The sequence below is a fragment of the Pseudomonas sp. 18.1.10 genome, assembly GCF_024655625.1.
Classification (GTDB): domain Bacteria; phylum Pseudomonadota; class Gammaproteobacteria; order Pseudomonadales; family Pseudomonadaceae; genus Aquipseudomonas.
This window is the reverse complement of record NZ_JANLGL010000008.1, coordinates 14,240-36,946: the sequence shown is the minus strand read 5'-3', so window position 1 is coordinate 36,946 and position 22,707 is coordinate 14,240. Positions and strand designations below refer to the sequence as shown.

The following is a 22,707-nucleotide window of genomic DNA, read 5'->3' as shown; positions in this document are numbered from 1 at the left end:
TAGTTCGCATACAGTTAGTTTGCTAACTATCAATATGGTGGATGAATGGGGGGCCGTCAAGTTTTGAAACAATTTCGCGGATGAATGGAAAAATTGTGGGAGGGAGCACGTCTCCTCCCACATTTTGGATCAGTACTGGCTGTCAGGATTGTGGCTCAGGCTGGCCGGTTTTGCTCCAGCGCCGAACGCTCCAGACCTTCAGTGCCTCGGAGGTAATCACCAAAGCGACCAGCAACACCGGGTTGTAGTTGAGAACGAACTGGGCACCCACCAGCAATAACGAAACAGAAGGGACTATAAAAGCCAGTCGCAAAGGGGTTTGAACATAGACAACCCACTTCACCGTTTCACGACCGAAAAAGAACAACAGGCAAGAAATCACTAAGGAAACTTGCAACAACATGGCGAGGCCGAATAGGTAAAGCTGCACAACACTATGTTCACGCAGCAGCCATAAAGCACTCTCAATATCGCTTAAAAAGGGGACCCTTCCCCCCAAGGCACTGTTCACGGCATATCGGGCTAGAAAAATGGCATCCATGGCCCCCCAAAACCAAAAGACCTGCTTGCGTGTCATTGCCCTGCATCCTTGTATTCGTAGGCCACATCCGGCGTCACTGGCTGCCAGTGCCACGACTTACCGCCTACCTGCCAGTTGTCATCACCCTCCAGATAACGCTGTTTTATATGCCGCAGCTCCCCATACCGGCGCTCGACTGACCGGTGGATAAGTTGCTCGTCGCGACCATCAAGCCTTACCCATCGTTGGGTCATGACCCTGGTGGTGTTCGCAAAGTCTTTCCCATCCGATAAAAACAACCGCCCCTCATCGCCAGCGGAAACCAACCGATTGGCGGCAAGAATCGCAGTGTTTTTCACGCCGTCATAATCGATGCTGACCTTCTCCCATTTACCTGGCCCGACATAGAGTCGGCGGCCCATAAGATGGCCGTACTTGACGCGACACTCTCGGCTTAATGAGAGAAAAGGGCGATCCATCACAAACAACCAATCACCCTCTGCCAATTTTTCCAGAACGCGCCGCTGATCTTTTTCTGCGACAACGCACACTGGAGAAATATTGCATTCCCTCAACAGCTCGCACAGCCCAGGCAACGTATAGGGGGCACGGAAGAACGCCCTCACTTCTATTCTGGAAAAATAAGGACTTTCGATTTTTGTAAGGTCATATTTTTCAATGTCGGCACGTGGGATCAGACGCTTCATGGTGTGTCCAGAAAAGGAAGTCAGCGCCTGTTAATAGCGGGCTCCTCACTCCGACCACCATCGTCCACTTCCCCTTAGTCGATAGGAGATTTCCCAACTTCACGCAGAACCCGTCCCGCCTCCTCCTCGATAAACTCAAACACCTCCTCCGCCACGCTGTACTGAAACTGCTTCCTGCGGTGCCTGGAAACCTTGCCTTCGTTATCCAGGCACATCATCACCAGCTTCGACAAATCACTGCCACGTACGTCAAAACGCTGATTGACCGCCTTGATCACGCGGTCATAACGGTCGAGAAATTCGGTTTCTTCACGCAACTCCACTTCGAGGGCGCGGTGGGCCATTTTCAGGGTGAATTCGACGCAGCGGGTGGCGTCCCAATAGCGGTAGATCGAGGGGTGGCCGATGAAGTCGAAGGCCATTTGTTCGCCGTCCAGCCAGGTGACGTTCCAGAAGTCTCGTGTCGACAGGGAGAAGGCTTTTAGCGCCTCCAGGTAGGCTGGCTCTTCGTGTTTCATCGCCACGGAAACCGGCAACAACAAGCCATTCTCCAAGGCGCCGTAGTGGCACAGCATTTGGTGGATCAGGAAGCGCGACAGTCGCCCGTTGCCATCCATGAAGGGATGCAAAAATACAAAACCAAACGCGGTAACCGCCGCAGCGACGAGAGGATCAACCTCCCGCACAGGCTGATTGGCAAAGGCCATCAACTCTTCCATCAGCTCGTGACACAACTCAGGCGCCGGTGGTACGTAGCTGACACCCGCCGCACCGCGCAGGCCATTGTGCAGATGGTTTTGTTCGTGGCGAAACGCGAAGGCTTTGTCGAAAGGATTGGAGACGGCGCTGTTTTGCAGCTCGACCAGATAATCCTCAGTCAGCAAGCGACCTTCGTGAGCCTGGCGTAGCAACTGAACGAAGCGACGGGATTTTTCTTCGCTGGGCTGCTCTTTTTCGATGGCGAACGAGTCGCGGGTCTCGTGGAGGTAAGCCCACTGGGTCGCGCGGTCCATCATTTCGGGTGGCAGGGTGGCCATGAAGGCTTTGGCGCGGCGCAACACGTCAAGCGCCAGCAACGCATCCAGCTCGGGTGTTCGCTCCACGGTCGCGCAGTAGTGCAAGGAGCCCAGGCCATTGAAATCGATTCGCCAACGGCTGTTGCGGATGCTTGGGCCGGTCACATACCGGGCAGGATCGAATAAGGCTACGACGCGCCCCCGAACAGGCGCCGCGTAATCGAGCGTCTGCCCCGTTAAGGCTTCCCATAAAAAACAGGCTTTTCGGATAAACGCGCCATTTGGAGCGTTTGCCAGCCCCGCCAGAAGTGGCTCTGGGCCAAGTTTTTCAAACACTTGGGCGAGCACGGCAAGGTTGACGCCTTCATGCTTGAGCGCGAACAGCACATGTTCAAACAAGGCGTGTTGCGCAGGCGCAACAGCAGGAGGGACAGCAAGGCAATTGCCGATCAAGGTGATTCTGGTCACGGGTTTGATCATCGCAACCCGATTGGGTGCGATGACTTTTAAATCCAGTGCCTCACAGAGATGGGCATATCCGACTGTGGCCAAAGTGAGCGTCCCAGGAAAAAATGCACTGAACCGATTAAAGCTCAGATTTTTTTCCGCTCACCATTTTTTTTTACATTAACGCGTTTTGTCGGATATTTTTTTACACCCCGCGCCCCTTACGCAACAACACATTCAACTCATCCACCACCTCGGCCCAATCCGCATCTTCCAGAATGCCCTCACGCAAAAACTGTCGCTGACTGTCAGTCCAGAAGAACGCATCCGCCAGCTTTAAATCGGCCTTGAGCGGCGAGTGGACCGCGACAAACTGGTCAATGCTGACCGGGTCATCCGGCAGGCCAAGTTGCTTGAACAATGCAGGCAGGTCGTGCACAGGCAGTTCCATGGTGAGTTCCTAATCAATGAAAGTCAGACCGAGTCTAGCGGCAACCCTCAGGTTGCGCTGGCGCGACGTTGCACAACACAAACAAGCGCGCCCGGGCCCCGCCGCCGTCCTGGCGACTGAGTTCGCGCCAGCCCTCGGGCAGCGGGGCGAAGTCGTCCGGCGCTTCGTTGCTGCTGATAAGCCACACGCGGCGGGTCTCGGCAGGCAATGCCGACAGGCGGTCTAGGTAGATGCGTCCGCCGTCCTGGTCCACCAAGGTGCCGAAGCCATAGGCATTGGGCCGAGTGGGCGTGCCGTCAGGCTTGGGCGGCGTGTAGAGCTGTAGTTGCGCGTCGGTCTGGTCGTAATACACGTAGCTCAGGTACCACATCATGTCGCTGAGGACGATGCGGTCGTCCTCCTGGTAATTGCGATTGACGAATTCCACGGGCACGTTGAACTGGTCATGCTCATCCACGGTGAAGTTGTTCTTCAGCCCCACCAGTTCCACCCCGACAAACAGCACGAACAATGCCGCCCCCAGCCAGGCCAGGCGCGAGGGCAAGCGGTCGATGGCCAACGCGACGAGGATCGGCAAGCCCAAGGCATACACCGTGAGGTAACGCTCGATAAACACCGGGGAAACAAACGACACGCCGTACACCAGCAGCAGCGGCAGCAGCAAAAACAGCGCCAGCAGACTGGCCGGCCGATAGCGCTCGCGGTCGCGCCAGACGGTGACGCCGACGATGCCCGCCAACAGCAACGGGAAGGCCCAGAACAGTGGCGCCCAGAAGCCAGTGCCCTCATCCTGCAGCACGAACTGCCAGAGCATCGACGGCAGGGACAGCAGGCTGACCGGGTCTTCCCAGCCAATGTCGCCGCCCACCTTGAGTTGCTCGACGTGTTGCACCAGGTCCAGCAGGTTGGGCAGCCAAGGCAGGTACAACAATACGATCACGCCGTTGGTCAGCCACCAGGCTGGACGCGCCAGCAGGCGTTCGCCACGCGGCTGGGTACGCCATAGCACGCCCAGGTAGGCCCAATGCACCAGCACACACAGCGCGGTGAAGTAGTGGGTATAGAAACCGGCGCTCATCAACAGCCCATACACCGCCAGGTAACGCGTGCGCTCGGGCTGTCGCACCCAGTACACCAACGCCAGCGTCGCACCCAGCAGCCACACGCCAAGCAGCGAGTACATGCGCACTTCCTGGCTGTAGCGCACCGCCGTCGGCAGCAGCGCCAACAACACCCCGGCCAGCACCGCAGCACGCCGGGTGGACAGTTGCCGCGTCAGCCAGATGCCCAGGCCCACGGCAACCACGCCGGGGATCGCACTCATGCTGCGAATGGAGCCGATGCTGTCGCCAAACAGCTCGATCCAGCCGCGCAGGATCAAGAAATACAGGGGCGGATGCACATCGTGGGCCGCGTGAAACCACAGGTCGCCTATCGCGTACTCACTGAGCAACAGGCTGGAACCTTCGTCGCCCCAGATCGCTGCCGCCGTCAGTTGATAAAACCGCACGGCCATGGCCAACGCCACGATCGGCACCCACCACAGGCGACTGATCCAGCCGGCGCCCTCCCACGCGAGGCGGCTGTAGGCGGGCAACGCCCCGACCTTTTCGTTTTGCTCTACCACAGACCGACGCACCTCGATTCCCCTGCCACTGCGCAAACACCGCCACTCTAGGACAAAAGCCTGCAACCTGCTGCTGGTATCGGACAAATCGGTGATTTGCGTAGGCCTTCACCGAAGCTTTTGTGAGATCAGGCTATGATTGCCTCCCTCCAAGGACTCAGGATCAAGGACACGTCATGCGCATCGGTTTTCTGTCACCCCTGGCACTGGCCCTGTTGGCCAGCACTTCCCTGCCGGCACTGGCCAGCTCCGACGACTCGTGCTACCCCGACTGGCGGGTCTCCCGTGACAGCCTCGACACGTGCAACAACCTGCCCTTCCTGAGCCCGGGCAACGACAGCCGCGTCAACCTGCGCCTGTTGCTGGCCGACAAGAAAACCATGGCGCTGACGCCCAACGCCTTGAACGACGATGACCTGGCCCAGGGTTTTGGCCCGGTGCCGTTTGCGGTGTATCGCCTGACCCCGGTCGGCAGCGGCGAGACGCAACCCGACTCCGACGACTCCCCCACCGCCGAACTCGACACCCTGCTGGAACCCCTGGGCATCAAGCGCGAGGAGTACAAAACCGCCGGCGAAGCCTTCCTCAACGGCGAAGGCAGCCGCTGCCGCAGCAACGACGATGACAGCGCCACCGCGTTTATCCGCCAAGTGGTCAAGGCCGACATGCCGGCGGCCGAGCGTACGCTGCTGGCCACCTCGCGCCTGCAACTGCTGGGCACCTGCGATTGGAATGGCCCGGTCATCGCCGACCCGCAGCAGATCCAGTCCAGCGACGGCCAACTGTTTCGCACGTACCTGCAAGCCGCCGCCGACTTCTACAGCGGCCGCTTTACCGAGGCCGAGCGTGGCTTCTCGGCACTCGCCAGTGCCAACTCGCCATGGCTGAAGGAAACCGCGCTGTACATGACCGCCCGCACCGCGCTGAACCAGGCCCAGGCCAACACCTACGATGAATACGGCGTGCCCAACCTTGAGCGTGTGGATAAGTCGGCGCTGGCCGCTGCCGAGCAGGGTTTCGGCAACTACGTGAACACTTATCCACAAGGCGCCTACACCGCTTCTGCCCGTGGCCTGCTGCGTCGCGTGTATTGGCTGGCGGACGACAACGTCAAACTCGCCGACGCCTACGCCTGGGGGCTGACCCAAGCCACCGAGGCGCAGCGCAATGTGTCGGTGGATGAACTGGTGGAAGAAGCCGACGTGAAGCTGCTGTCGGTGAGCGGCGGGCCGATCGACACGCCGATGATTCAACTGGTCAGCGACCTGATGAGGATGCGTGCCCACACCCCGCCGACATTGACCCGCGACGACCTCGCCCAGCGCAAAGCCGTGTTTGCCAAGGAGCCGGCGCTGTACGACTACCTGCTCGCGGCCTATGCGCTGTACGTCGAACATCAACCCGACAGCGCCTTGCAGCACTTGCCCAAGGAGGTGCCGTCGAGCCTGGATTACTTCGCCTTCAGCCAGCAAACCCTGCGCGCACTGGCGCTGGAAGATAAAAAGGACTGGAAAGCCGCCGAGGCCCTATGGCTGCAACTGCTGCCGCTGGCCAAACAGCCGCTGCAACGCGACCAGTTGGAGCTGGCCCTGGCCCTGCATTACGAGCGCAGTGGCCAGTTGGCCAAGGTGTTTGCCGCCGACTCGCCGATCAGCGCCAGGCAGGTGCGCTATATCTTGCTGCGCAACGTCGCCGGGCCTGACTTGCTGCGTCAACAACTTGCCCAGGCCAGCGACCCGCTGGAGCGTGAGACGGCGCAATTCGTGCTGCTCTACAAAAACCTGCTGCGCGGCCAGTTCGCCAGCTTCGCCGAAGACCTCAAGCAACTGCCGACGCCGGCTCCCGAGGACAAGCTCGGCACCAGCCTGGGCTACGTCTACAGCGCCAGCCAGACCTTGCGCCTGTTCCAGTGGAATGGCGACAAAGCCGAATCCGGCTATGCCTGCCCGAGCATCGCGCAAACTGCCGCAACCCTGCAGGCCGACGCCAAGAACCCACAAGGCCTGAACTGCCTCGGTGAATTCATCCTGCGCAACAACCTCGACGGCATGCCGCTGGAACAGGCCCGCGCCGCCGGCAGCCTGGGCAGCAGCGCGTCGGACTTCAAGGGTGAAACCTTCTCGCGCCTGGACGGCTACAAACAGGTAATCGGCGACGCCAAGGCACCGAAGAACGACAAAGCCTACGCGCTGTTCCGCGCGGTCAACTGCTACGCACCGGCCGGCTACAACAGCTGCGGCGGCCAGGACGTGACGCCGGCGGTGCGCAAAGCCTGGTTCCGCCAGCTCAAGAGCGGTTTCGCCGACACCCAGTGGGGCAAATCGGCGCAGTATTACTGGTGAAGCACCTGTGGCTCGGCTTGCTGCTCCTGGCAAGCCCGGTGTTCGGCGCGGTGGATGCCCGCGACTACGACGCCTTCTGGCTGTGGAGCGGCGTCGCCCCCCAGCCGGTACTCAAACAGGCCAGCACCCTGTACATCCTCCAGGGCCAGATCAACTCCACCCGCCGCGCACCCCAGCGCGGTGTGCAACTCATCGCCCAGGGCATCGGCGTGCCGCGCCTGAGCCACGGCGAGATCTGGGTGGTCTACCGCGCCCACACCCTGCACTGGCCCGAGCCGGTCTACGCCCAAGTGCTCGGCCAAGTGCAACGCTGGCGTGATGCCGGCAACCCCGTGGCCGGCATCCAGATCGACTTCGATGCGCGCACCCAATACCTGCACGAATACGCCGATTTCCTGCGCGACCTGCGCCAACGCCTGCCGGCCGACCTGCGCCTGAGCATCACCGGCCTGATGGACTGGAGCAGCAACGCCGACCCGGCCGCCATCGCCCAGCTCAAGGGCGTGGTGGATGAGGTGGTGGTGCAGACCTATCAAGGGCGGCACAGCATTGCGGATTACGCGGCGTATTTGCCGCGGATGAACCGCATGGGGCTGCCGTTCAAGGTGGGATTGATTCAGGGTGGGGTGTGGGAGGAACCGGGGTATTTGAAGGAGAGTGAGTGGTTTCGGGGGTATGTGGTGTTTTTGCAGAATCGTTGACAGCGATGCCAACTCTATGCAAGAAAGTGTCCACGGTCCATGGACAGTGGACACCAGGATTCTTTACAGCATGAAAAGTCAAGACATCGTAGTGCTCTTCAAATTGATCAGCCTGGACCTGTTGGCCAAAGGCGAGCGCGTGCAAAAGCGTGAGTTCACTGTCATGCGTGACCTCGATGACGCCAGCCCTCTCATGCTAAGTGGCCGCTCGATTTCATTGGAGTCCCTTATCCAATCTCGCGACATCTTTGAGAGGATCCAACTTTCCACTGCCCAGGAATGGGAAGGATGGGACGATATCGAGGATGTCGAGACCGCGCCGAACATCGAAAGCTACTCCGTCCGCGCCCTTTCGGCGTCCCTCGCGTTGAGCAAAAGCGAAGTGTCGAACTCGATGAATCGATGCCGCGAAATTGGCCTTATCTACACCGACCTACTGAGCGGCAAACCCAACGTAAGAAGCGAGGCTCTGCTGGACTTCATAAAATACGCAATTCGATACGTATTCCCAGCCAAACCCGGCCCGATTGTTCGCGGCATTCCAACCGCTTTTGCCGCGCCAATAATGGCGGGCAAAGTCATGAGCGGCGGCGATTTCATCCCCGTCTGGCCCGACGCTTACGGAAAAAACAAAGGCCAGGCAGTCACACCTCTATACAAAACCGTCCCTGGCGCGGTGAAAAAGGATGAGCTTCTCTATCATTTCCTGGCCCTCGTTGACGCCATCCGCATCGGCGGGCCGCGTGAAGCCAAAGTCGCCGACGCAATGCTGAGGGAGTGGATCTTGTGACATCCAACAGAACCATGATGCTGCAAATGCTTGAGGCGGTTGCCGAGGCGCTGGGTGACGAGTTGCGCGAACAAGTGGCCTTTGTCGGCGGATGCACCACGGTTTTGCTTATCACTGACGAATACACGCTGGAGTCGATTCGCGGTACCGATGACGTGGACCTGGTGATTCATCTATCAGGCACCCTGGATTGGTATCGATTGGAAGAAAAGCTGAAACCCCGAGGTTTCAAAAATACCGGCCAGGATTCTGTCACCTGTCGCCTGCGACTGGGCGCTCTTAAGGTCGACTTCATGCCCACCGATGAACAGGTACTGGGGTTCTCCAACACGTGGTTCGTCGGTGGCCTGGAAAATGCCATCGACTACACCCTCCCCAACGGCACCGCAATCAAGGCATTCGCTGCGCCGTGGTTTCTCGCCGCAAAGCTGCAGGCCTATCATGGCCGAGGGCATGGCGATGTGCTGATGTCCAACGACATCGAGGACATCATCGCGTTGCTGGACGGCCGCGAAGAACTTATCGAAGAAGTGAAGCTGGCGCCTGTCGAACTACGGCGCTACGTCAGCGAACAATTTGCCGCATTGCTGAGCCTGTCGGCGTTCCAGGACGTCATCCAAAGCACCGCCCAGGACTCTGATCGTGAGGCCTTGATTCACCAGCGACTGCAAGCATTGATCGGACTCGGAGCATCCGCTTGATCTTGCACTTGAGCCTCAGCCAGCAAGGGACCGACCGAGCAGAAAACCGCGATGTCTGCGGTTCGGCACACAATGCGGGCGCTCATCTCTACGTGATCGCCGACGGCACTTCAAAACCGGGCAGTGGCGAACTGGCGCAAGCCCTGCGCGATCATCTGCTGGGTTGTTTTTCCAACGCTGCGCCTTCTATTGCAACGTGCCCTGACAGCGCGCTGGAACTGGCACTCGCTTCGCTTGGGCAGGTGCATTCAAACCTTTGCCCTGATTTCCCCTTTGCCTCGACGAGCTACCTGGCACTGCTGGTACTTGGTCAGACTGCCATCTCGATTCACGCAGGTGACTGTTGCCTGGGTTATCTGGACAACGATCAGCGCATGACCTGGCTGAACTCGCCCCACTGTGGACCCAACTGGCAAGGCGACTTGAGCCACACATTCATCGCCAGCAGCCCGGCCCGTAAACGACTGTTCAACTGCATGAGCTACCGACGGCCTCATGAACCAGCCATCCAATTCATTCAGGTCACTCCAGACACGACTTGGATTTTGGCAACCGACGGGTTCTGGGCCGAACTCACAGTCGAGAACCAACTCCAGGCCATCGCTGGGCGATCACTTGAGGGCTGCTCAACCGAAGACGACGCCACCTTCATGCTATTGCAGAGGTAGAAACCTCCCTCACCACCCACGCCAAAATCACTCCCCATCCCAACAACCCTAAACCTATGCCAACCCAATTGGCCATCGTCAAAACCGCATTCCCCTGCCCCTGTGGATCACGCTCCAGACAATTGATCGCACCTTGCAGCTGCAACGCCAGCGCCAGTTGCAGCGCCACGATCACTGCCCCCACCGCCAGCGCCACCAGCGGCGACAACAGCCACAACAACGTGAACGGCAAACACCCGCACACGAAGATCACCACCGCCAAACCGCGCGGCCACCAGCGATAGGGCGACTCGCCTTGCTCCAATTCCCGGGCGACGCTGAGGATCAGCGTGCAGAAGTAGCACACCGAAAACAGCGTGCGCACCCACGGCCAGACGCTGGCACCGGTGGCTCGCCGATAATGCGCCCACTGGCGGTACAACCAATAAAAGAAATACCCGCCAAGCGTCAGCAGCATCAGGCTCAGGAATTTACGCGGTGCGACGACGAAAAAAACGGGTTGGCGAACGGGCATCCAGCAAAGCGCTGAACGCGGTGTGGCGTAGGGGTTTTCAGCGATGGACATGGGCAAGGTCTCGGGAGGTTAGCCGGCAAAAAGGCTAACGCTCACGAGGCTTGTCTAGTTCACGCCCAGGTAAATCAGGACCTCTCCTACAAGCGATGATCTACCAGTCGTAGGTCAGGCTCGACACCGCCGTACGCCCTTCGCCGTAGTAGCAATCCAGGTCACTGGTGCACTGCGACACGTAGGTTTTGTTGGTGAGGTTCTGCACGTTCAGCGCCAGTTTCACGCCCTTGAGTTTCAGCGGCGAGCGGCTCAGGTCGTAGCTCAGGCTGGCGTCGTAGACGCTGTACGACGGCACACTGAAGGCGCCTTCGTAGTAGTCGCCCAGGCTTTGCCGCGCGTAGCGCACGCCCAGGCCTGCGCCGAGGCCGGCCAGCGGGGTGTCGCCGACCACGGTGTAATTGACCCACATCGACGCGGTGAGCGGCGAGATGCCGGCCGGGTGGCGACCTTGGCGGCCCTCTTCGTCCTTGGTGTACTTGATGTCGTTGCGCGCAGCCGAGGCGATGATGTCCCAGGCATCGCTGAGGACGGCCTTGGCTTCCAGCTCCACGCCCCGTGAGCGCATGGCGCCGCTCTGGGTGCTGAACGTGTCGTTGGGGTTGGTGGTGATCACATTTTCCTGGTCGAGCTGATAGACCGAGGCTTGCACAAAACTCTTCTGGCCCGGTGGCTGGTACTTCACGCCGACTTCATACTGCTTGCCGGTGGAGGGATCGAATGGCTTGCGATCCACATTGGTGCCCGTCAGCGGCAGGAACGACTCGGAGTAGCTGACAAACGGCGCCAAGCCGTTATCAAACAGGTACACCAAGCCCGCGCGGCCGGTGAAGGCTTCGTCCTTGCTGGCGAAGCGGGTGCCCTGCATCGGCTCCTTGTTGACCACACTGGCCCAGTCATAACGACCGCCGAGCACCAGCGCCCATTTGTCCCATTTGATCTGGTCCTGCACGTACAGGCCGGTCTGGCTCAGGGTGCGGTCCCAGCGGTATGGCTGGCGATAGTCGATACGCTGGCCGTAGACCGGCTTGAACAGGTCGATCACTGGCGCGGGGCGGTCGTACAGGCCGTGGAACAATGAGCCGGAGTGGTAGTAATCCAGGCCGAAAATCATCGTATGGGACAGCGCGCCGGTGTCGAATTCGGCCTGGGCGATGCTGTCCACGCCAAACACTTTGTTGTTCTGCGCCCAGTCCACTGCGTAGCGTTGCAGGTAGCGTTGGTCCTGCACGCCGGTGGCCGGGTTGGCGACGAAGGCGTAGCCGTGCAACGGCGCGGTGTAGCGGTCGTCGACCTCGGCGTAGCGCGCGTTTTGCTTGAGGGTCCAGGTGTCGTTGAGACGATGGGAAACCTCGTAGCCCAGCACGTACTGCTCGCGGTTGTACTGGTTGGAGTCTGGCTCGCCGATAAACAGGTCGCGCTTGATCTTGCCGTTGGGGTTGGCCCACAACGTGCCGGACGCCGGCAAGCCTTGGGCTTCGGGCACGCCTTTGTCTTTCTGGTACTGGGCGAACAAGGTCACGCTGGTGTCGTCGTTGGGCCGCCAGGTGAAGCTGGGGGCGATGAACTGGCGCTTGTTTTCGACGTAGTTGATCTCGTCCTGGCCGTCGTTGGCCAGGGCGGTCAGGCGATAGAGAAACTGCCCTTGCTCATCCAGCGGCCCACTGAGGTCGATGGCCGCGCTTTTGTGCTCGTAGGTGCCGGCTTCCAGCACCACCTGATGCACCGGGGTTTCGCTGGGGCGCTTGCTGACCATATTGACGATGCCGCCCGGCTGGTTCTGCCCGTACAGCACCGAGGCCGGGCCTTTGAGCACTTCGATGCGCTCCAGCGAGTAGGGCTCGATCTGCAGCGCGCCGCCCGTGCTGCCGCCGCCGTAGGGCAGGTGCAAACCATCGAGGTACAGCGGCGTCGGCGAGAAGCCGCGCGAGGTCGGTTCATCGAACAATTTGACCCGGTCGGCAAAGCCGCCCGCCGCCATGCCAGGCGTGTAGAGCAACGCCTGGGTCACGCTCTGCGCACCGCGCGCCTTGATCTCGGCGGCGGTGATCACGTTGATGGTCTGGGGGATTTCCACCAGCGCCGAGTCGGTCTTGCTCCCCGAGGCGCTGCGGGTGGCGACGATGCCATCCACCGGGCCCCAGGCGTTTTCCTGCGCTTGCTCGCCGCTGATCTGCGTCGCGCCCAATTGCAACGGGCCGCCACCGGAAATCGCCTGCAATGACCAGCCGCCCTGGGACTGCATCGCCACCAACCCGCTGCCCGCCAGCAAGCGTTCCAACCCGACGCCCACCGCGTAACGCCCTTGCAGGCCGGCGCTGCGCTTGCCCTCCGTGAGCGACGCGTCCACCGAGAGCAAAATCCCCGAGGCGCTGGCGAAGCGGTTCAACGCCTGGTCGAGGTTGCCCGCCGGGATGTTGTAGGCGCGCTGCGTTTCGGCGCTTTCGGCGGCGTGCACCAGGCTCGGCGCCAGGGGCACCGTCGCCAGCAGGCCGACAAACACGCCACGGCGCAGGGCGCGGGCCAAGGGTTGGATCTGGTGGTGCGGCATTGCAGGACTCCCCGTGAGATCGCTTCTTGATTGGCTTTCAAGAGGTATCCCGAGCGGGCCGCAGAAACCGACAAGTGCTTTGCAAAAAATTTTTTTCAGACCCGCGCCTTGATCGTCACCCAGTAACGCGTGACCGCCTGGACCTGCACCGGCAACGAGCGCTCCAGCGCGGCGAGGATGGCGTCCGTGTCGTCCAGCGGAAACACGCCGGTCAGCAACAGCCCGGCCACCGCCCGGTCGCAGCGCAGCAACCCGGGACGATAGCGGCTCAGTTGCGCGACGAACTCACCCAGCGGCTGGCGCTCGGCGATCAGGCGGTGCTCGGTCCAACTGCTGCGGTTGGCGTCCACCGCCGTCAGCGCCGAACTTTGGCTCGCGTTGAACCACAGGCTGTCGCCGGCCTTCATCTGCACCGCCGCGCCGTGCAGCGGGGTCACGCGCAGGCGGCCTTCGTACAGGTCGACGCGGCTGCCGTCGGCCAATTCGCGCACGGCAAAACGGGTGCCCAGCGCCTGCACATCACCGGCCGGGGTTTCGACGATCAACGGGCGTGATGGATCGTGGCCGCTGGTCAGCAAGACCTCGCCGCGGATCAGGCGGATGCGCCGCTCGCTGGCGCTGAAACGCAGGTCCACCGCGCTGTCGCTGTTGAGGTCCAGGCGCGTGCCGTCGCTGAGGGTGACGTGGCGGATTTCGCCGGTGGCAGTGCGATGCTCGGCGAACGCCGCTTGCCAGGGTTCGCTGCGCTGCACCAGGTAGCCGCTGCCACCGGCCACCAGCAGCAGGCCGAGCAGCTTGAGGGCGGCGCGGCGCTGCGTGTCCGGGGTGTCGCGCAACACCGCACGGGCGCTGTCGGCGGGCACGCCGCCGAGGGTTTGTTGCAGGTGCTGCAAGCGTTGCCAGGCGCGGCGGTGTTCCGGGTCGGCGGCTTGCCACTGGGCAAAGGCCTGGCGTTGCTCAACCCGCAGGTCGCCGCCCCATTGCAGCATCAGCCATTCGCTGGCTTGCTCGACCACGGCCGGGGCGATGGGCGCGTCGTGTCTCATTCGGCGTAGGCCACTTGGTAGCAGGCGACGATGGCGCGGGTCATGTACTTCTGCACCGAGCTGAGGCTGACGCCCAGGCGCTCGGCGATCTGCGCGTAGCTCAGGCCTTCGAATTGCGACAGCAGGAAGGCACGGCGCACGTTGTCGGGCATGCGGTCGAGCATGGCGTCGATCTGCATCAGGGTTTCGAGGATCAGCGCGCGGGTTTCCAGGGACGGCGACTCCGGTTCTGGCAGGTGCGCGATGCTGTCCAGGTAGGCGCGCTCGATGCGCAGGCGCCGCCATTGGTCGATCACCAGGTTGCGGGCGATCTGCACCAGGTAGCTGCGGCTTTCCTTGTCACCGGGAAAACGCCCCGACACCAGCAGGCGCAGGAAGGTGTCCTGGGCCACATCGGCGGCGTGCTCACGGTCGCCCAGGCGCTGGCGCAGCCAGCCTTGCAGCCAGCCGTGATGGTCGCGGTACAGGAGGTGAAGCTGTTGCTGGCCGTCAGTCGCGCTGTCCATGAAAAAGCTCAGATACACTATTGAGAGCAATTATCATTACAGCTTATTTCGCGACTGACAAAAACTCTTTGTACTTAACCCCCGGCGGTGTGCAGCGGATACACCGATTCCCAGCCGCCGCCCAACGCTTTGTAAAGGCCAACCATGGCCAGGGACACGCCGGTGGAGCTTTCCACCCACTGCTCTTGCGTGGCCAGCAGCGCGCCTTGCACGGTGAGGACGTTGACGAAGTCCACCACGCCTTCGACGTACTGGTGTTGCGCCGTGACCAGGGCGATCTGGTTCTGGCGCACCGCTTCGGCGAGGCTGTCGCGGCGCAGTTGGCTGGCGTTGTAGCGGGTGAGTTGGTCGTCGATCTCATGCCAGGCGCGCAGCACGGTCTGCTGGTACGCCAGCGCCGCTTCCTGTTGCTGGGCTTCGCGCAGGTTGAGCATGCCTTCGAGGCGCCCGCCATTGAACAACGGCAGGCTGAACTGCGGGCCAAAGGCCAGGGCGCGGGAGCCCCACGAGCCGAAATCCGCCAATTGCAGGGCCTGGGAACCCAGGCTGCCGGACAAGGTGATGCGCGGGTAGAAATCGCCCTTGGCCACGCCGATAGTCGCCGTGGCTGCGTGCAAGCGCGCTTCGGCCTGACGGATATCCGGGCGCCGTTCGGCCAGCTCCGACGGCAGGCCAATGGCGACCTGGCGCTGGGTTTGCGGCACGGCGGCGTCCTTGGACAGTTGCGCGTGCAGCGCCTGCGGCGGCTCGCCCATCAGCAGGCTCAGGGCGTTGATCAACTGATCCTGGCGCTGCTGCAAATCCGGCAGGCGCGCTTCGATGGTGGCGACTTGGGCGGCGGCTTCGGCCACGTCCAGGTCGGTCGCCACGCCGTCCGCCAAACGCAGTTGCGAGAGCTTGAGGCTGTGGCGCGCCACGTCGAGGTTTTGCTCGGTGACCGCGCGGGTGTTTTGTACGCCGCGCAGTTGGATGTAGTCCTGGGCGGTTTCGGCGAGTACCGCGAGCAGCACCGCGCGACGGTCGTTTTCGGCGACTTGCAGGGTGGCGTCGGCGGCTTCGGTTTCGCGTTTGACGCGGCCCCACAAATCCAGCTCCCAGGACGCCGAGAACCCCGCATCCCATTGGTTGAACGCCGCGCGACCGTTCTCGCCGGACGGGTCGCTCAAGCCTTTGCCGCTGTTGCGTTTGCGCTGGTAAGCGCCGCTGGCGTCGACGTTGGGATAGCGCTCGGCGGTGGTCACCTGGCGCACCGCGCGGCTTTGTTGCAGGCGGCTGCTGGCGAGTTTCAGGTCGAGGTTGTCGGTGAGCGCGCGGCGGGTCAGGGCCGACAGTTGCGCGTCGTGGAACACGTCCCACCAACGCTCCTGCAACGGATCGCTGACGGCGCGGCTGGCGGCTTGACGGCCTTGGGGTTGGTGCCATTGCGTCACTGCCGCGCTTTGCGGTGTGTGGAAATCCGGGCCGACGGTGCAGGCGCTCAGGCTGATAAGGCTCAAGGTGAGCCAGGCGACTCGTTTCATTGCTGGGCCACCTCACGCTGCTGCGCCACTGGTTGCGTATCGACGCTGGCTTCCACCGACATGCCGACGCGCAGGCGTTCGGTCAGCGCCTGGCCCGGCTCCAGCACGATCTTCACCGGAATGCGTTGCACCACCTTGGTGAAGTTGCCGGTGGCGTTGTCCGGCTTGACCGCCGCGAACGTCACCCCGGTCGCCGGCGCGAGGCTTTGCAGATGGCCGTTGAGCAGCTCGCCGTCGAGGCTATCGACACGCACCTGCACGGCTTGGCCGGCGTGCATATGGGAGAGCTGGGTTTCCTGGAAGTTGGCCACCACGTAGGCCTCGGCCAACGGCACTACGGCGAGGATCTTGCTGCCCGGCGTCACATAGGCGCCGACGCGCACCGCACGCTCGCCGACCATGCCGTCCACCGGCGCGACGATGCGCGTGTACGACAGTTGATAGCTGGCCATTTCCAGCGCGGCCTGGGCGCGTTTGAGCCCGCCTTCGGCGGCGTCGCGCTGGGCGCTGAGGATTTCCACTTGCTTGCGTTCGGCCGCGAGCACCGCCGTGGCGTTGGCCAGGCGCGCAGTGGCCTGGTCGATGCGGGTCTTGGCCTGCTGGGCGTTCTGCACGGTGCCCGCGCCGACACCGGCGAGGTGGTTGTAGCGATTCAGTTCGTGTTCGGCGAAGGCCATTTCGGCGCGGTCGGCGGCGACGGTGGCCTGGGCCTGGGCGATTACCGAGCTCTGGCGCTCCAGCGTGGCAGTAGCGTTTTTCAGTTGGGCGCGGGCGACCAGGGTGTCGGCGTCGGCGGCTTGGGCGGCGGCGCGAAAGTCGCGGTCGTCGATCAGCGCCAGCAGTTGCCCGGCCTTGACGCGCTGGTTGTCTTCCACCAGTACTTCCTTGATAAAACCGGCCACACGCGGCGCTACCAGGGTGAAGTCGGCGGCGACGAAGGCGTCGTTGGTGGTCTGGCGTTTACTGCCGAGCACACCCGGAGCGACCAGATAAACCAGCACGCCGACGGCAAATACGGCGATAACGGTGACGGCGATTTTGTCTTTGCGTTTCATGAACAGTCCTTTAATCAAGTCGGTGCGCGGGGCGGAAAGATCCGCGTGGGCATCCAGAAAATCAGCAGGATCAACGCCACCGCGACCGCGGCCATGACGTAATACAGATCCGAAGAAGTCAGCACCACGGCCTGCTCGTGCAGGCGGTGCGCCAGGCCCGGCGCGTCGCCGTCGGCCAGGGGCGAGTTGCCCAGGCGGTCCACCAACATGGTCGAGTGGAAGTGCAGGCGCTGGGTGGTCAGCGTGTCGATCACGCCGGTGGCGATCACGGCGGCGAGGCCTTTGACGGTGTTGAACCACGCCGAGGCGAACGGCCCGTCCATGGGTTGGATGCTGCCGGTGGAGAGCATCAGCAACGGCAGCACGGCCATCGGTTGCCCGAAGATTTGCAGCAGGTAGAGGCCGTAGAAATCGTCGCGAATCCACTCAGACGTGAGATGGGCGCTGCCCACGCAGCACAGCACCAACATGCCCAGGCCGATGCCCAGCACCCAGCGGCAATCGACCCAGCGCAGGTTGCACAGCGCCGCCACCAGCGGCAGCGCGATCAATTGCGGCAGGGCCATCAGCAACATCACCGGCGCGGTTTGCAGCGGGCGATAGCCTTGCACCTGGGCAAGAAAACTCGACGGGATGATGATGACCGAGGTCAGCACCATCAACACCCCGGCCAGCACGATCAGGGCAAACGCCAGGTTGCGCAGGCCGAGCATTTGCAGCTTGAAGAACGGCATCGGGTGCGACCATTCATTCATCATGAACAACACCAGCAACAGCGTGCCGCCGCTCAACAGGAAGGTAATCAGGCCCGACTCGAACCAGTCCAGGCGATTGCCTTGGAGGATGCCGATCACCAGCATGCAGATCGCCGGGAACCCCAACAGCAGGCCGCGCCAGTTGAACTGCTTGAAGCGCTCCAGGCGCAGGGGGTCTTGCGGCAGGCCGTAGGCCACGGCGGCCATCGCCAACAGACACGGCGCGACGATCTGCCAGAACGCCCATTGCCAGCCGACGTATTCGGTCCACAGCGCCGCCAACGGCGTGCCGAGGCTCGGGCCGAAGGTGGCGGTGAGCGCGTAGCCGGCCAGGCCGTACAGCTTGACGCTGGCCGGCAGGAACCGCAGCGCCACGGTCATCAGCATCGGCGGCAACGCGCCACCGGCCAGGCCTTGCACGGTGCGCAGCAGCAACAGGCTTTCGTAGTTCGGCGCGAACGGACACAGGATGCCCAGCACGGTGAACAGGCCGATCGCACACAGGGTGAAACGGCGCAGGGAAAACGTCACCGAACACCAGGGTGCAAACGCCATGGCCGCGACGGAGGTGGCGGTGTAGGCGGCGACCAGCCAGGTGCCTTCGTCAAAACCGATGTACAGCGCGCCACGGATGTCGGCAAGGGCGACCTTGGTGACCATCTCGTTGAGGCCGGACACCAGCACCGCCAGCAACACGCCGACCAGGCCGATGATGATGCGCGGGCCGAATACGGGCGGGGTGATGGCGACGGGTTTGGCTGCGGCCTGGAGTGCGGGGGCAGCGAGGGAAGTCATGGACGGGTAACTCGGAATGGGAAATACCCGAGCAGTTTAATCAGGCTAACCCATGACAAAAAGTTACATGTCGGCAGCTTATAAGTGCGCCAAACGCAAACCTCAACCCCAGATACAAAATCCTGTGGGAGCGGGCTTGTGTGGGAGCGGGCTTGCTCGCGAAAGCGGAGTGTCAGTCAGCACATGTATGACTGATCCACCGCCTTCGCGAGCAAGCCCGCTCCCACATTTAGGTGGGTTGGGCTTCTAGCCAGGTGGCGTGGCAACTTTCGCGCATGGTCTCGCGCAGCCACTTATGTGCCGGGTCTTTGTCGAAGCGCGGGTGCCAGGATTGCGCCAACACCAGCGTCGGCAGGGAGATCGGCAAGGCAAATGCGCGCAGCGGCAACTTGAGGCGGTTGGCGCTGTAGAGCGCTTCCTTGGGCACCGGCAGGATCAGGTCGGAGTCGGGCAGCATGAACATCGCACCGTGGAACCCCGGCGCGATCATCGCCACGCGGCGCTCCAGGCCTTGGGCGTTCAGCGCGGTATCAATCGGCCCACGGGCAATGCCGCGCCGCGAGATGCTGATGTGGGAGTAACTGGCAAAACGCGCGGCGGTGATGTCTTCGTCGAACAGCGGGTGGTCTTCCCGCGCCAGGCCGACAAAGGTCGTGGAAAACAGGTTCTGCACCTTCACCTCGGGGCTCGCGGGCTGGGTGTTGCTCACCCGCAGGTCCAGGCGCCCTTCGCGCAGCGCTTCGTCGTCGGTGTCGCCTTCGGGCACGAAGCACAGCTCGCACAGCGGTGCCATGCGTTCCATGGTGTCGAACAGGCGGCCGCCGTACACGCCGATAAAAAAGTCATTGGCACGCACGCTGAAACGACGGCGCAAGGTGCGCAGGTCCACCTGGTCCGCCGAACGAAACACCAGCGCCGCCTGCTCCACCACGTTGCGCACCTGGGCTTGCAGCTGCAACGCCTTGGGCGTCGGCACCAGGCCGCGACCGGCGCGCACCAGGATCGGGTCGCCCACCGCTTCGCGAATGCGCGTGAGGGTGCGGCTCATGGCCGCCGGGCTGAGGTTCATGCGGCGCGCGGCGCCGACGACGCTGCCCTCGTCGAGCAAGGCGTCGAGGGCGACCAGCAGGTTCATGTCCGGTAATTGCATGCCAAGCACTCGTGATCTGTAGGGAGTGAACTCGGCGCAATCGTAACAGGTGATTAGCGCTGCATGCCCCAACGCTTCACGGTCAGGCGCTCGAAGGTGTCAAACACCAGGTTCTCCACCAGCAGGCCGATCAGGATCACCACGGCCAGCCCGGCAAACACCTTGTCGGTGTACAGCTCATTGCGGTTCTGGAAAATGTACCAACCCAGCCCACCCTTGCCGCTCGTTGCACCAAACACCAACTCGGCGGCGATCAGCGTGCGCCAGGCAAACGCCCAGCCAATCTTCAGGCCGGCGAGGATCGACGGCAGCGCGGCCGGGATCAGGATGAACAGCACAAAGCGCATGCCCTTGAGGCCGTAATTGCGACCGGCCATGCGCAGGGTTTCGGACACGCCGAGAAACCCCGAATAGGTGTTCAGCGCCAGCGCCCACAACACCGAATGCACCAGCACGAAGATCAGGCTGTTCTGCCCCAGGCCAAACCACAGCAGGGCCAGCGGCAGCAGTGCGATTGCCGGCAGTGGGTTGAGCATCGACGTGAGGGTGCTGAGCAGGTCGCGGCCCACTTGGGTCGAGACCGCCAGGGTGGTCAGGGCAAACGCCAGCACGATGCCGATCAGGTAGCCCTTGAGCAGCACCACCAGCGAGATGCTCACCTTGCTCAGCAACTCGCCGCTGAGCAGGCCGTCGTAGAGCGCAGCAGAGGTTTGCAAGAAACTCGGCAGCAGCAGGTCGTTGTTCTGGTAGCGCGCGACGGCTTCCCAGAGGATCGCCAGCACGATCAGGATCAAGCCCTTGCGCAGCCAGCCTTGTTGCCACAGGCGTTGGCGCAGGGGCAGCTCGCGTTCCACGGGGACGCTGAGCAGGGGTTCCAAGGTGATTTCATATTCCTGGCGCATAGGTTTCCCCTTCAATACGCGATGCGGATATCGGCAAAACCCAGCTCAGGTTCCACGTCGTTGGCTTCATCGAACAGCAAGCGATGAATCCGCCGCGCCGAGTGCTGGAATTCCACACCGCCAAGGCTGTGCAGGTCGTATTGATGGCTGTGGATTTCTGCGCGCACACGCCCCGGATGGGGCGACAGCAACAGGATGCGATTGCCCACCACCAGCGCTTCTTCGATGGAGTGGGTGACGAACAGCAGGGTGAAGCGCACTTCTTCCCAGAGCAGCAGCAACTCTTCCTGCATCTTGCGTCGGGTCAGGGCGTCGAGGGCGGCGAAGGGCTCGTCCATCAGCAGGATTTTCGGCTGCATGGCCAGCGCGCGGGCAATCGCCACGCGGGCTTTCATGCCGCCGGAAAGGGTGTGCGGATAAGCATCGGCAAAGGCGCTGAGGCCGACTTTATCAAGGTAGTGCAGCGCGCGTTCTTCGGCTTCGCGACGTTTCAAGGTTTTGGACGCCAGCAGCGGGAACATCACGTTCTGCTTGACGGTTTTCCACGGCGGCAACTGGTCGAATTCCTGGAATACGACGATGCGGTCCGGGCCCGGTTGCTCGACCTTTTGCCCGAGCAGGCGGATCTCGCCTTCGCAGGGTTTGATAAACCCGGCGATGGCCTTGAGCAAGGTGGATTTGCCGCAACCCGAGGGGCCGAGCAGCACGTAGCGGTCGGCCGGGTCGATCTCGAAACTGACCTGGTGGGTGGCCCGCACCACGCGCTCGGGGGTGCGGTATTCCAGGCTGACGTTATCCACCGCCAGCAACGGGGCGGCGGTGTGCAGGTTGCTGGCCGCGTGGCCTTGCAAGGGCGCGTTCATCTCAACTTCCTTGCAGCGGCTTGGCGTCCTGGAAGAAGTAGTCCTTCCACGATTCAGGCTTGTGCTTGATGGCGCCGACGCGGTAGAGGAATTCCGCCAGCGGGTAGGTGTTTTTCGGCGTGATGCTGAATTCGAACTGCGGGTTGTCGATGATTTTCAGCAGCTCGGCGCGGTCGATCTTGGCCTTGGTCACGCGGATGTAGGTGTCGGCGGCGGCGCCTTTGTCGTTCTGCGCGAACTGCGCGGCTTCGGTGAGGGCGTCGATGAAGGCCTTGTAGGTTTTCGGGTTGTCGTTGCGGAATTTCTCGGTGGCGAACAGCACGGTCGGCGAGTTCGGGCCGAACAGGTCGTAGGTGTTCAGCACCACATGCACGTTCGGGTTGGCCAGCGCCTGGTCCTGGAACGGCGGGTTGGAGAAGTGCCCGGTCAACTCGGTGCCGCCGGCGATCAATGCCGCCGTGGCGTCGGGGTGTGGGACGGCGACGGTGTACTTGTCGAGGCGGTTGAATTCCTTGTCGCCCCACTGCTTGGCGGCGGCGTATTGCAGGAAGCGCGACTGTACGGAAACGCCTACCGCCGGCACCGCGATGCGGTCTTTTTCGGTGAAGTCGGCGATGGTCTTGACCTTGGGATTGTTGCTCACCAGGTAGTAGGGGAAGTTGCCCAAGGACGCGACCGCCTTGACGTTCTGCTTGCCGTGGGTGCGGTCCCAGATGGTCAGCAGCGGGCCGGTGCCGGCGCCGGCAATGTCGATGGAGCCGGACAGCAACGCGTCGTTGACCGCTGCGCCACCGGACAGCTGGGTCCAGTCGACCTTGATGTCGATGCCTTCCTGCTTGCCGTATTTCTCGATGAGGTGCTGGTCGCGCACCACGTTCAGCAACAGGTAGACGATGCCGAACTGCTCGGCGATGCGGATCTCGCCTTCGGCCTGCGCGGCCGCCGGTGCAACAAGGCTGCCGGCCAACAGGCTGACACCCAGGCCGACGGTCGCGGCCAGCCGTGCGAATGGAATGCTCTTGGACATGG

Annotated in this window: 21 protein-coding genes; 5 read left to right on the top strand and 16 right to left on the bottom strand. The window is 62.3% G+C overall.

What is annotated here, in order from left to right; translation table 11 throughout:
- Positions 1-142: 142 nt before the first annotated feature.
- From NUV89_RS02660 to NUV89_RS02640, 5 genes are all read right to left on the bottom strand, one after another.
- Positions 143-577 (bottom strand): hypothetical protein, encoded by a 435-nt coding sequence (locus tag NUV89_RS02660; protein WP_257780180.1) that lies wholly within the window; start codon positions 575-577, stop codon positions 143-145.
- Positions 574-1,227: a hypothetical protein gene (locus tag NUV89_RS02655; protein WP_257780179.1), complete on the bottom strand. Its 654-nt coding sequence runs from the start codon at positions 1,225-1,227 to the stop codon at positions 574-576. The genes NUV89_RS02660 and NUV89_RS02655 overlap by 4 nt, the downstream gene beginning before the upstream one ends.
- 74 nt (positions 1,228-1,301) lie before the next feature.
- Positions 1,302-2,795: a Fic family protein gene (locus NUV89_RS02650; protein ID WP_257780178.1), complete on the bottom strand. Its 1,494-nt coding sequence runs from the start codon at positions 2,793-2,795 to the stop codon at positions 1,302-1,304.
- 100 nt (positions 2,796-2,895) lie between these two features.
- On the bottom strand, positions 2,896-3,141 hold the full coding sequence (locus NUV89_RS02645; protein ID WP_257780177.1) for a DUF2789 domain-containing protein: 246 nt from the start codon (positions 3,139-3,141) through the stop codon (positions 2,896-2,898).
- A gap of 34 nt (positions 3,142-3,175) precedes the next feature.
- Complete coding sequence (locus NUV89_RS02640) at positions 3,176-4,780, bottom strand: glycosyltransferase family 39 protein (RefSeq protein ID WP_257780176.1); 1,605 nt, start codon at positions 4,778-4,780, stop codon at positions 3,176-3,178.
- A gap of 164 nt (positions 4,781-4,944) precedes the next feature.
- Here NUV89_RS02640 and NUV89_RS02635 point away from each other — a divergent pair, with 164 nt between their 5' ends.
- The 5 genes from NUV89_RS02635 (at position 4,945) to NUV89_RS02615 (ending at position 9,970) form a co-directional block, all read left to right on the top strand.
- A complete protein-coding gene (locus tag NUV89_RS02635; RefSeq protein WP_257780175.1) occupies positions 4,945-7,110 on the top strand; it encodes an outer membrane assembly lipoprotein YfiO in 2,166 nt (721 codons plus the stop codon).
- Positions 7,107-7,811 carry a DUF3142 domain-containing protein gene (locus NUV89_RS02630; RefSeq protein ID WP_257780174.1) on the top strand — a complete coding sequence of 235 codons (705 nt, stop codon included), beginning with the start codon at positions 7,107-7,109 and terminating at the stop codon, positions 7,809-7,811. The genes NUV89_RS02635 and NUV89_RS02630 overlap by 4 nt, the downstream gene beginning before the upstream one ends.
- Positions 7,812-7,881: 70 nt before the next feature.
- On the top strand, positions 7,882-8,601 hold the full coding sequence (locus NUV89_RS02625) for a hypothetical protein (RefSeq protein ID WP_257780173.1): 720 nt from the start codon (positions 7,882-7,884) through the stop codon (positions 8,599-8,601).
- Positions 8,602-8,615: 14 nt separating this feature from the next.
- The gene (locus tag NUV89_RS02620) at positions 8,616-9,302 is read left to right on the top strand and encodes a hypothetical protein (protein ID WP_257780194.1); all 687 of its coding nucleotides are present in this window, start codon (positions 8,616-8,618) and stop codon (positions 9,300-9,302) included.
- On the top strand, positions 9,299-9,970 hold the full coding sequence (locus NUV89_RS02615) for a protein phosphatase 2C domain-containing protein (RefSeq protein WP_257780172.1): 672 nt from the start codon (positions 9,299-9,301) through the stop codon (positions 9,968-9,970). The genes NUV89_RS02620 and NUV89_RS02615 overlap by 4 nt, the downstream gene beginning before the upstream one ends.
- Here the strand turns inward: NUV89_RS02615 and NUV89_RS02610 are convergent.
- The 11 genes from NUV89_RS02610 to NUV89_RS02560 form a co-directional block, all read right to left on the bottom strand.
- Positions 9,951-10,535: a hypothetical protein gene (locus NUV89_RS02610; RefSeq protein WP_257780171.1), complete on the bottom strand. Its 585-nt coding sequence runs from the start codon at positions 10,533-10,535 to the stop codon at positions 9,951-9,953. The genes NUV89_RS02615 and NUV89_RS02610 overlap by 20 nt on opposite strands.
- 100 nt (positions 10,536-10,635) lie before the next feature.
- Complete coding sequence (locus NUV89_RS02605) at positions 10,636-13,086, bottom strand: TonB-dependent siderophore receptor (RefSeq protein WP_257780170.1); 2,451 nt, start codon at positions 13,084-13,086, stop codon at positions 10,636-10,638.
- A 95-nt stretch (positions 13,087-13,181) separates the two neighbouring features.
- On the bottom strand, positions 13,182-14,132 hold the full coding sequence (locus NUV89_RS02600; protein WP_257780169.1) for a FecR domain-containing protein: 951 nt from the start codon (positions 14,130-14,132) through the stop codon (positions 13,182-13,184).
- Positions 14,129-14,638, bottom strand: a complete 510-nt coding sequence (locus NUV89_RS02595) for a sigma-70 family RNA polymerase sigma factor (protein WP_257780168.1) — start codon at positions 14,636-14,638, stop codon at positions 14,129-14,131. The genes NUV89_RS02600 and NUV89_RS02595 overlap by 4 nt, the downstream gene beginning before the upstream one ends.
- 74 nt (positions 14,639-14,712) lie before the next feature.
- Complete coding sequence (locus NUV89_RS02590) at positions 14,713-16,158, bottom strand: efflux transporter outer membrane subunit (protein WP_257780167.1); 1,446 nt, start codon at positions 16,156-16,158, stop codon at positions 14,713-14,715.
- Positions 16,155-17,213: an HlyD family secretion protein gene (locus NUV89_RS02585; RefSeq protein ID WP_257780166.1), complete on the bottom strand. Its 1,059-nt coding sequence runs from the start codon at positions 17,211-17,213 to the stop codon at positions 16,155-16,157. Before NUV89_RS02585 ends, NUV89_RS02590 begins: the two co-directional genes overlap by 4 nt.
- Before the next feature lie 14 nt (positions 17,214-17,227).
- Positions 17,228-18,763 carry an MFS transporter gene (locus NUV89_RS02580; protein WP_257780165.1) on the bottom strand — a complete coding sequence of 512 codons (1,536 nt, stop codon included), beginning with the start codon at positions 18,761-18,763 and terminating at the stop codon, positions 17,228-17,230.
- Positions 18,764-18,992: 229 nt separating this feature from the next.
- Positions 18,993-19,913, bottom strand: coding sequence for a LysR family transcriptional regulator (locus tag NUV89_RS02575; protein WP_257780164.1), 921 nt, complete (start codon positions 19,911-19,913; stop codon positions 18,993-18,995).
- Between the two features lie 53 nt (positions 19,914-19,966).
- A complete protein-coding gene (locus NUV89_RS02570; RefSeq protein ID WP_257780163.1) occupies positions 19,967-20,815 on the bottom strand; it encodes an ABC transporter permease in 849 nt (282 codons plus the stop codon).
- Between the two features lie 11 nt (positions 20,816-20,826).
- On the bottom strand, positions 20,827-21,678 hold the full coding sequence (locus NUV89_RS02565; protein WP_257780162.1) for an ABC transporter ATP-binding protein: 852 nt from the start codon (positions 21,676-21,678) through the stop codon (positions 20,827-20,829).
- A 1-nt stretch (position 21,679) separates the two neighbouring features.
- Positions 21,680-22,705 (bottom strand): ABC transporter substrate-binding protein, encoded by a 1,026-nt coding sequence (locus NUV89_RS02560; protein ID WP_257780161.1) that lies wholly within the window; start codon positions 22,703-22,705, stop codon positions 21,680-21,682.
- Positions 22,706-22,707: the final 2 nt, after the last annotated feature.

Coding starts and splice junctions, on each gene's coding strand:
- NUV89_RS02660 (WP_257780180.1), bottom strand. CDS start 577: ATGACACGCAAGCAGGTCTTTTGGTTTTGGGGGGCCATGGATGCCATT.
- NUV89_RS02655 (WP_257780179.1), bottom strand. CDS start 1,227: ATGAAGCGTCTGATCCCACGTGCCGACATTGAAAAATATGACCTTACA.
- NUV89_RS02645 (WP_257780177.1), bottom strand. CDS start 3,141: ATGGAACTGCCTGTGCACGACCTGCCTGCATTGTTCAAGCAACTTGGC.
- NUV89_RS02635 (WP_257780175.1), top strand. CDS start 4,945: ATGCGCATCGGTTTTCTGTCACCCCTGGCACTGGCCCTGTTGGCCAGC.
- NUV89_RS02625 (WP_257780173.1), top strand. CDS start 7,882: ATGAAAAGTCAAGACATCGTAGTGCTCTTCAAATTGATCAGCCTGGAC.
- NUV89_RS02620 (WP_257780194.1), top strand. CDS start 8,616: ATGATGCTGCAAATGCTTGAGGCGGTTGCCGAGGCGCTGGGTGACGAG.
- NUV89_RS02610 (WP_257780171.1), bottom strand. CDS start 10,535: ATGTCCATCGCTGAAAACCCCTACGCCACACCGCGTTCAGCGCTTTGC.
- NUV89_RS02605 (WP_257780170.1), bottom strand. CDS start 13,086: ATGCCGCACCACCAGATCCAACCCTTGGCCCGCGCCCTGCGCCGTGGC.
- NUV89_RS02600 (WP_257780169.1), bottom strand. CDS start 14,132: ATGAGACACGACGCGCCCATCGCCCCGGCCGTGGTCGAGCAAGCCAGC.
- NUV89_RS02595 (WP_257780168.1), bottom strand. CDS start 14,638: ATGGACAGCGCGACTGACGGCCAGCAACAGCTTCACCTCCTGTACCGC.
- NUV89_RS02590 (WP_257780167.1), bottom strand. CDS start 16,158: ATGAAACGAGTCGCCTGGCTCACCTTGAGCCTTATCAGCCTGAGCGCC.
- NUV89_RS02585 (WP_257780166.1), bottom strand. CDS start 17,213: ATGAAACGCAAAGACAAAATCGCCGTCACCGTTATCGCCGTATTTGCC.
- NUV89_RS02580 (WP_257780165.1), bottom strand. CDS start 18,763: ATGACTTCCCTCGCTGCCCCCGCACTCCAGGCCGCAGCCAAACCCGTC.
- NUV89_RS02575 (WP_257780164.1), bottom strand. CDS start 19,913: ATGCAATTACCGGACATGAACCTGCTGGTCGCCCTCGACGCCTTGCTC.
- NUV89_RS02570 (WP_257780163.1), bottom strand. CDS start 20,815: ATGCGCCAGGAATATGAAATCACCTTGGAACCCCTGCTCAGCGTCCCC.
- NUV89_RS02565 (WP_257780162.1), bottom strand. CDS start 21,678: ATGAACGCGCCCTTGCAAGGCCACGCGGCCAGCAACCTGCACACCGCC.
- NUV89_RS02560 (WP_257780161.1), bottom strand. CDS start 22,705: ATGTCCAAGAGCATTCCATTCGCACGGCTGGCCGCGACCGTCGGCCTG.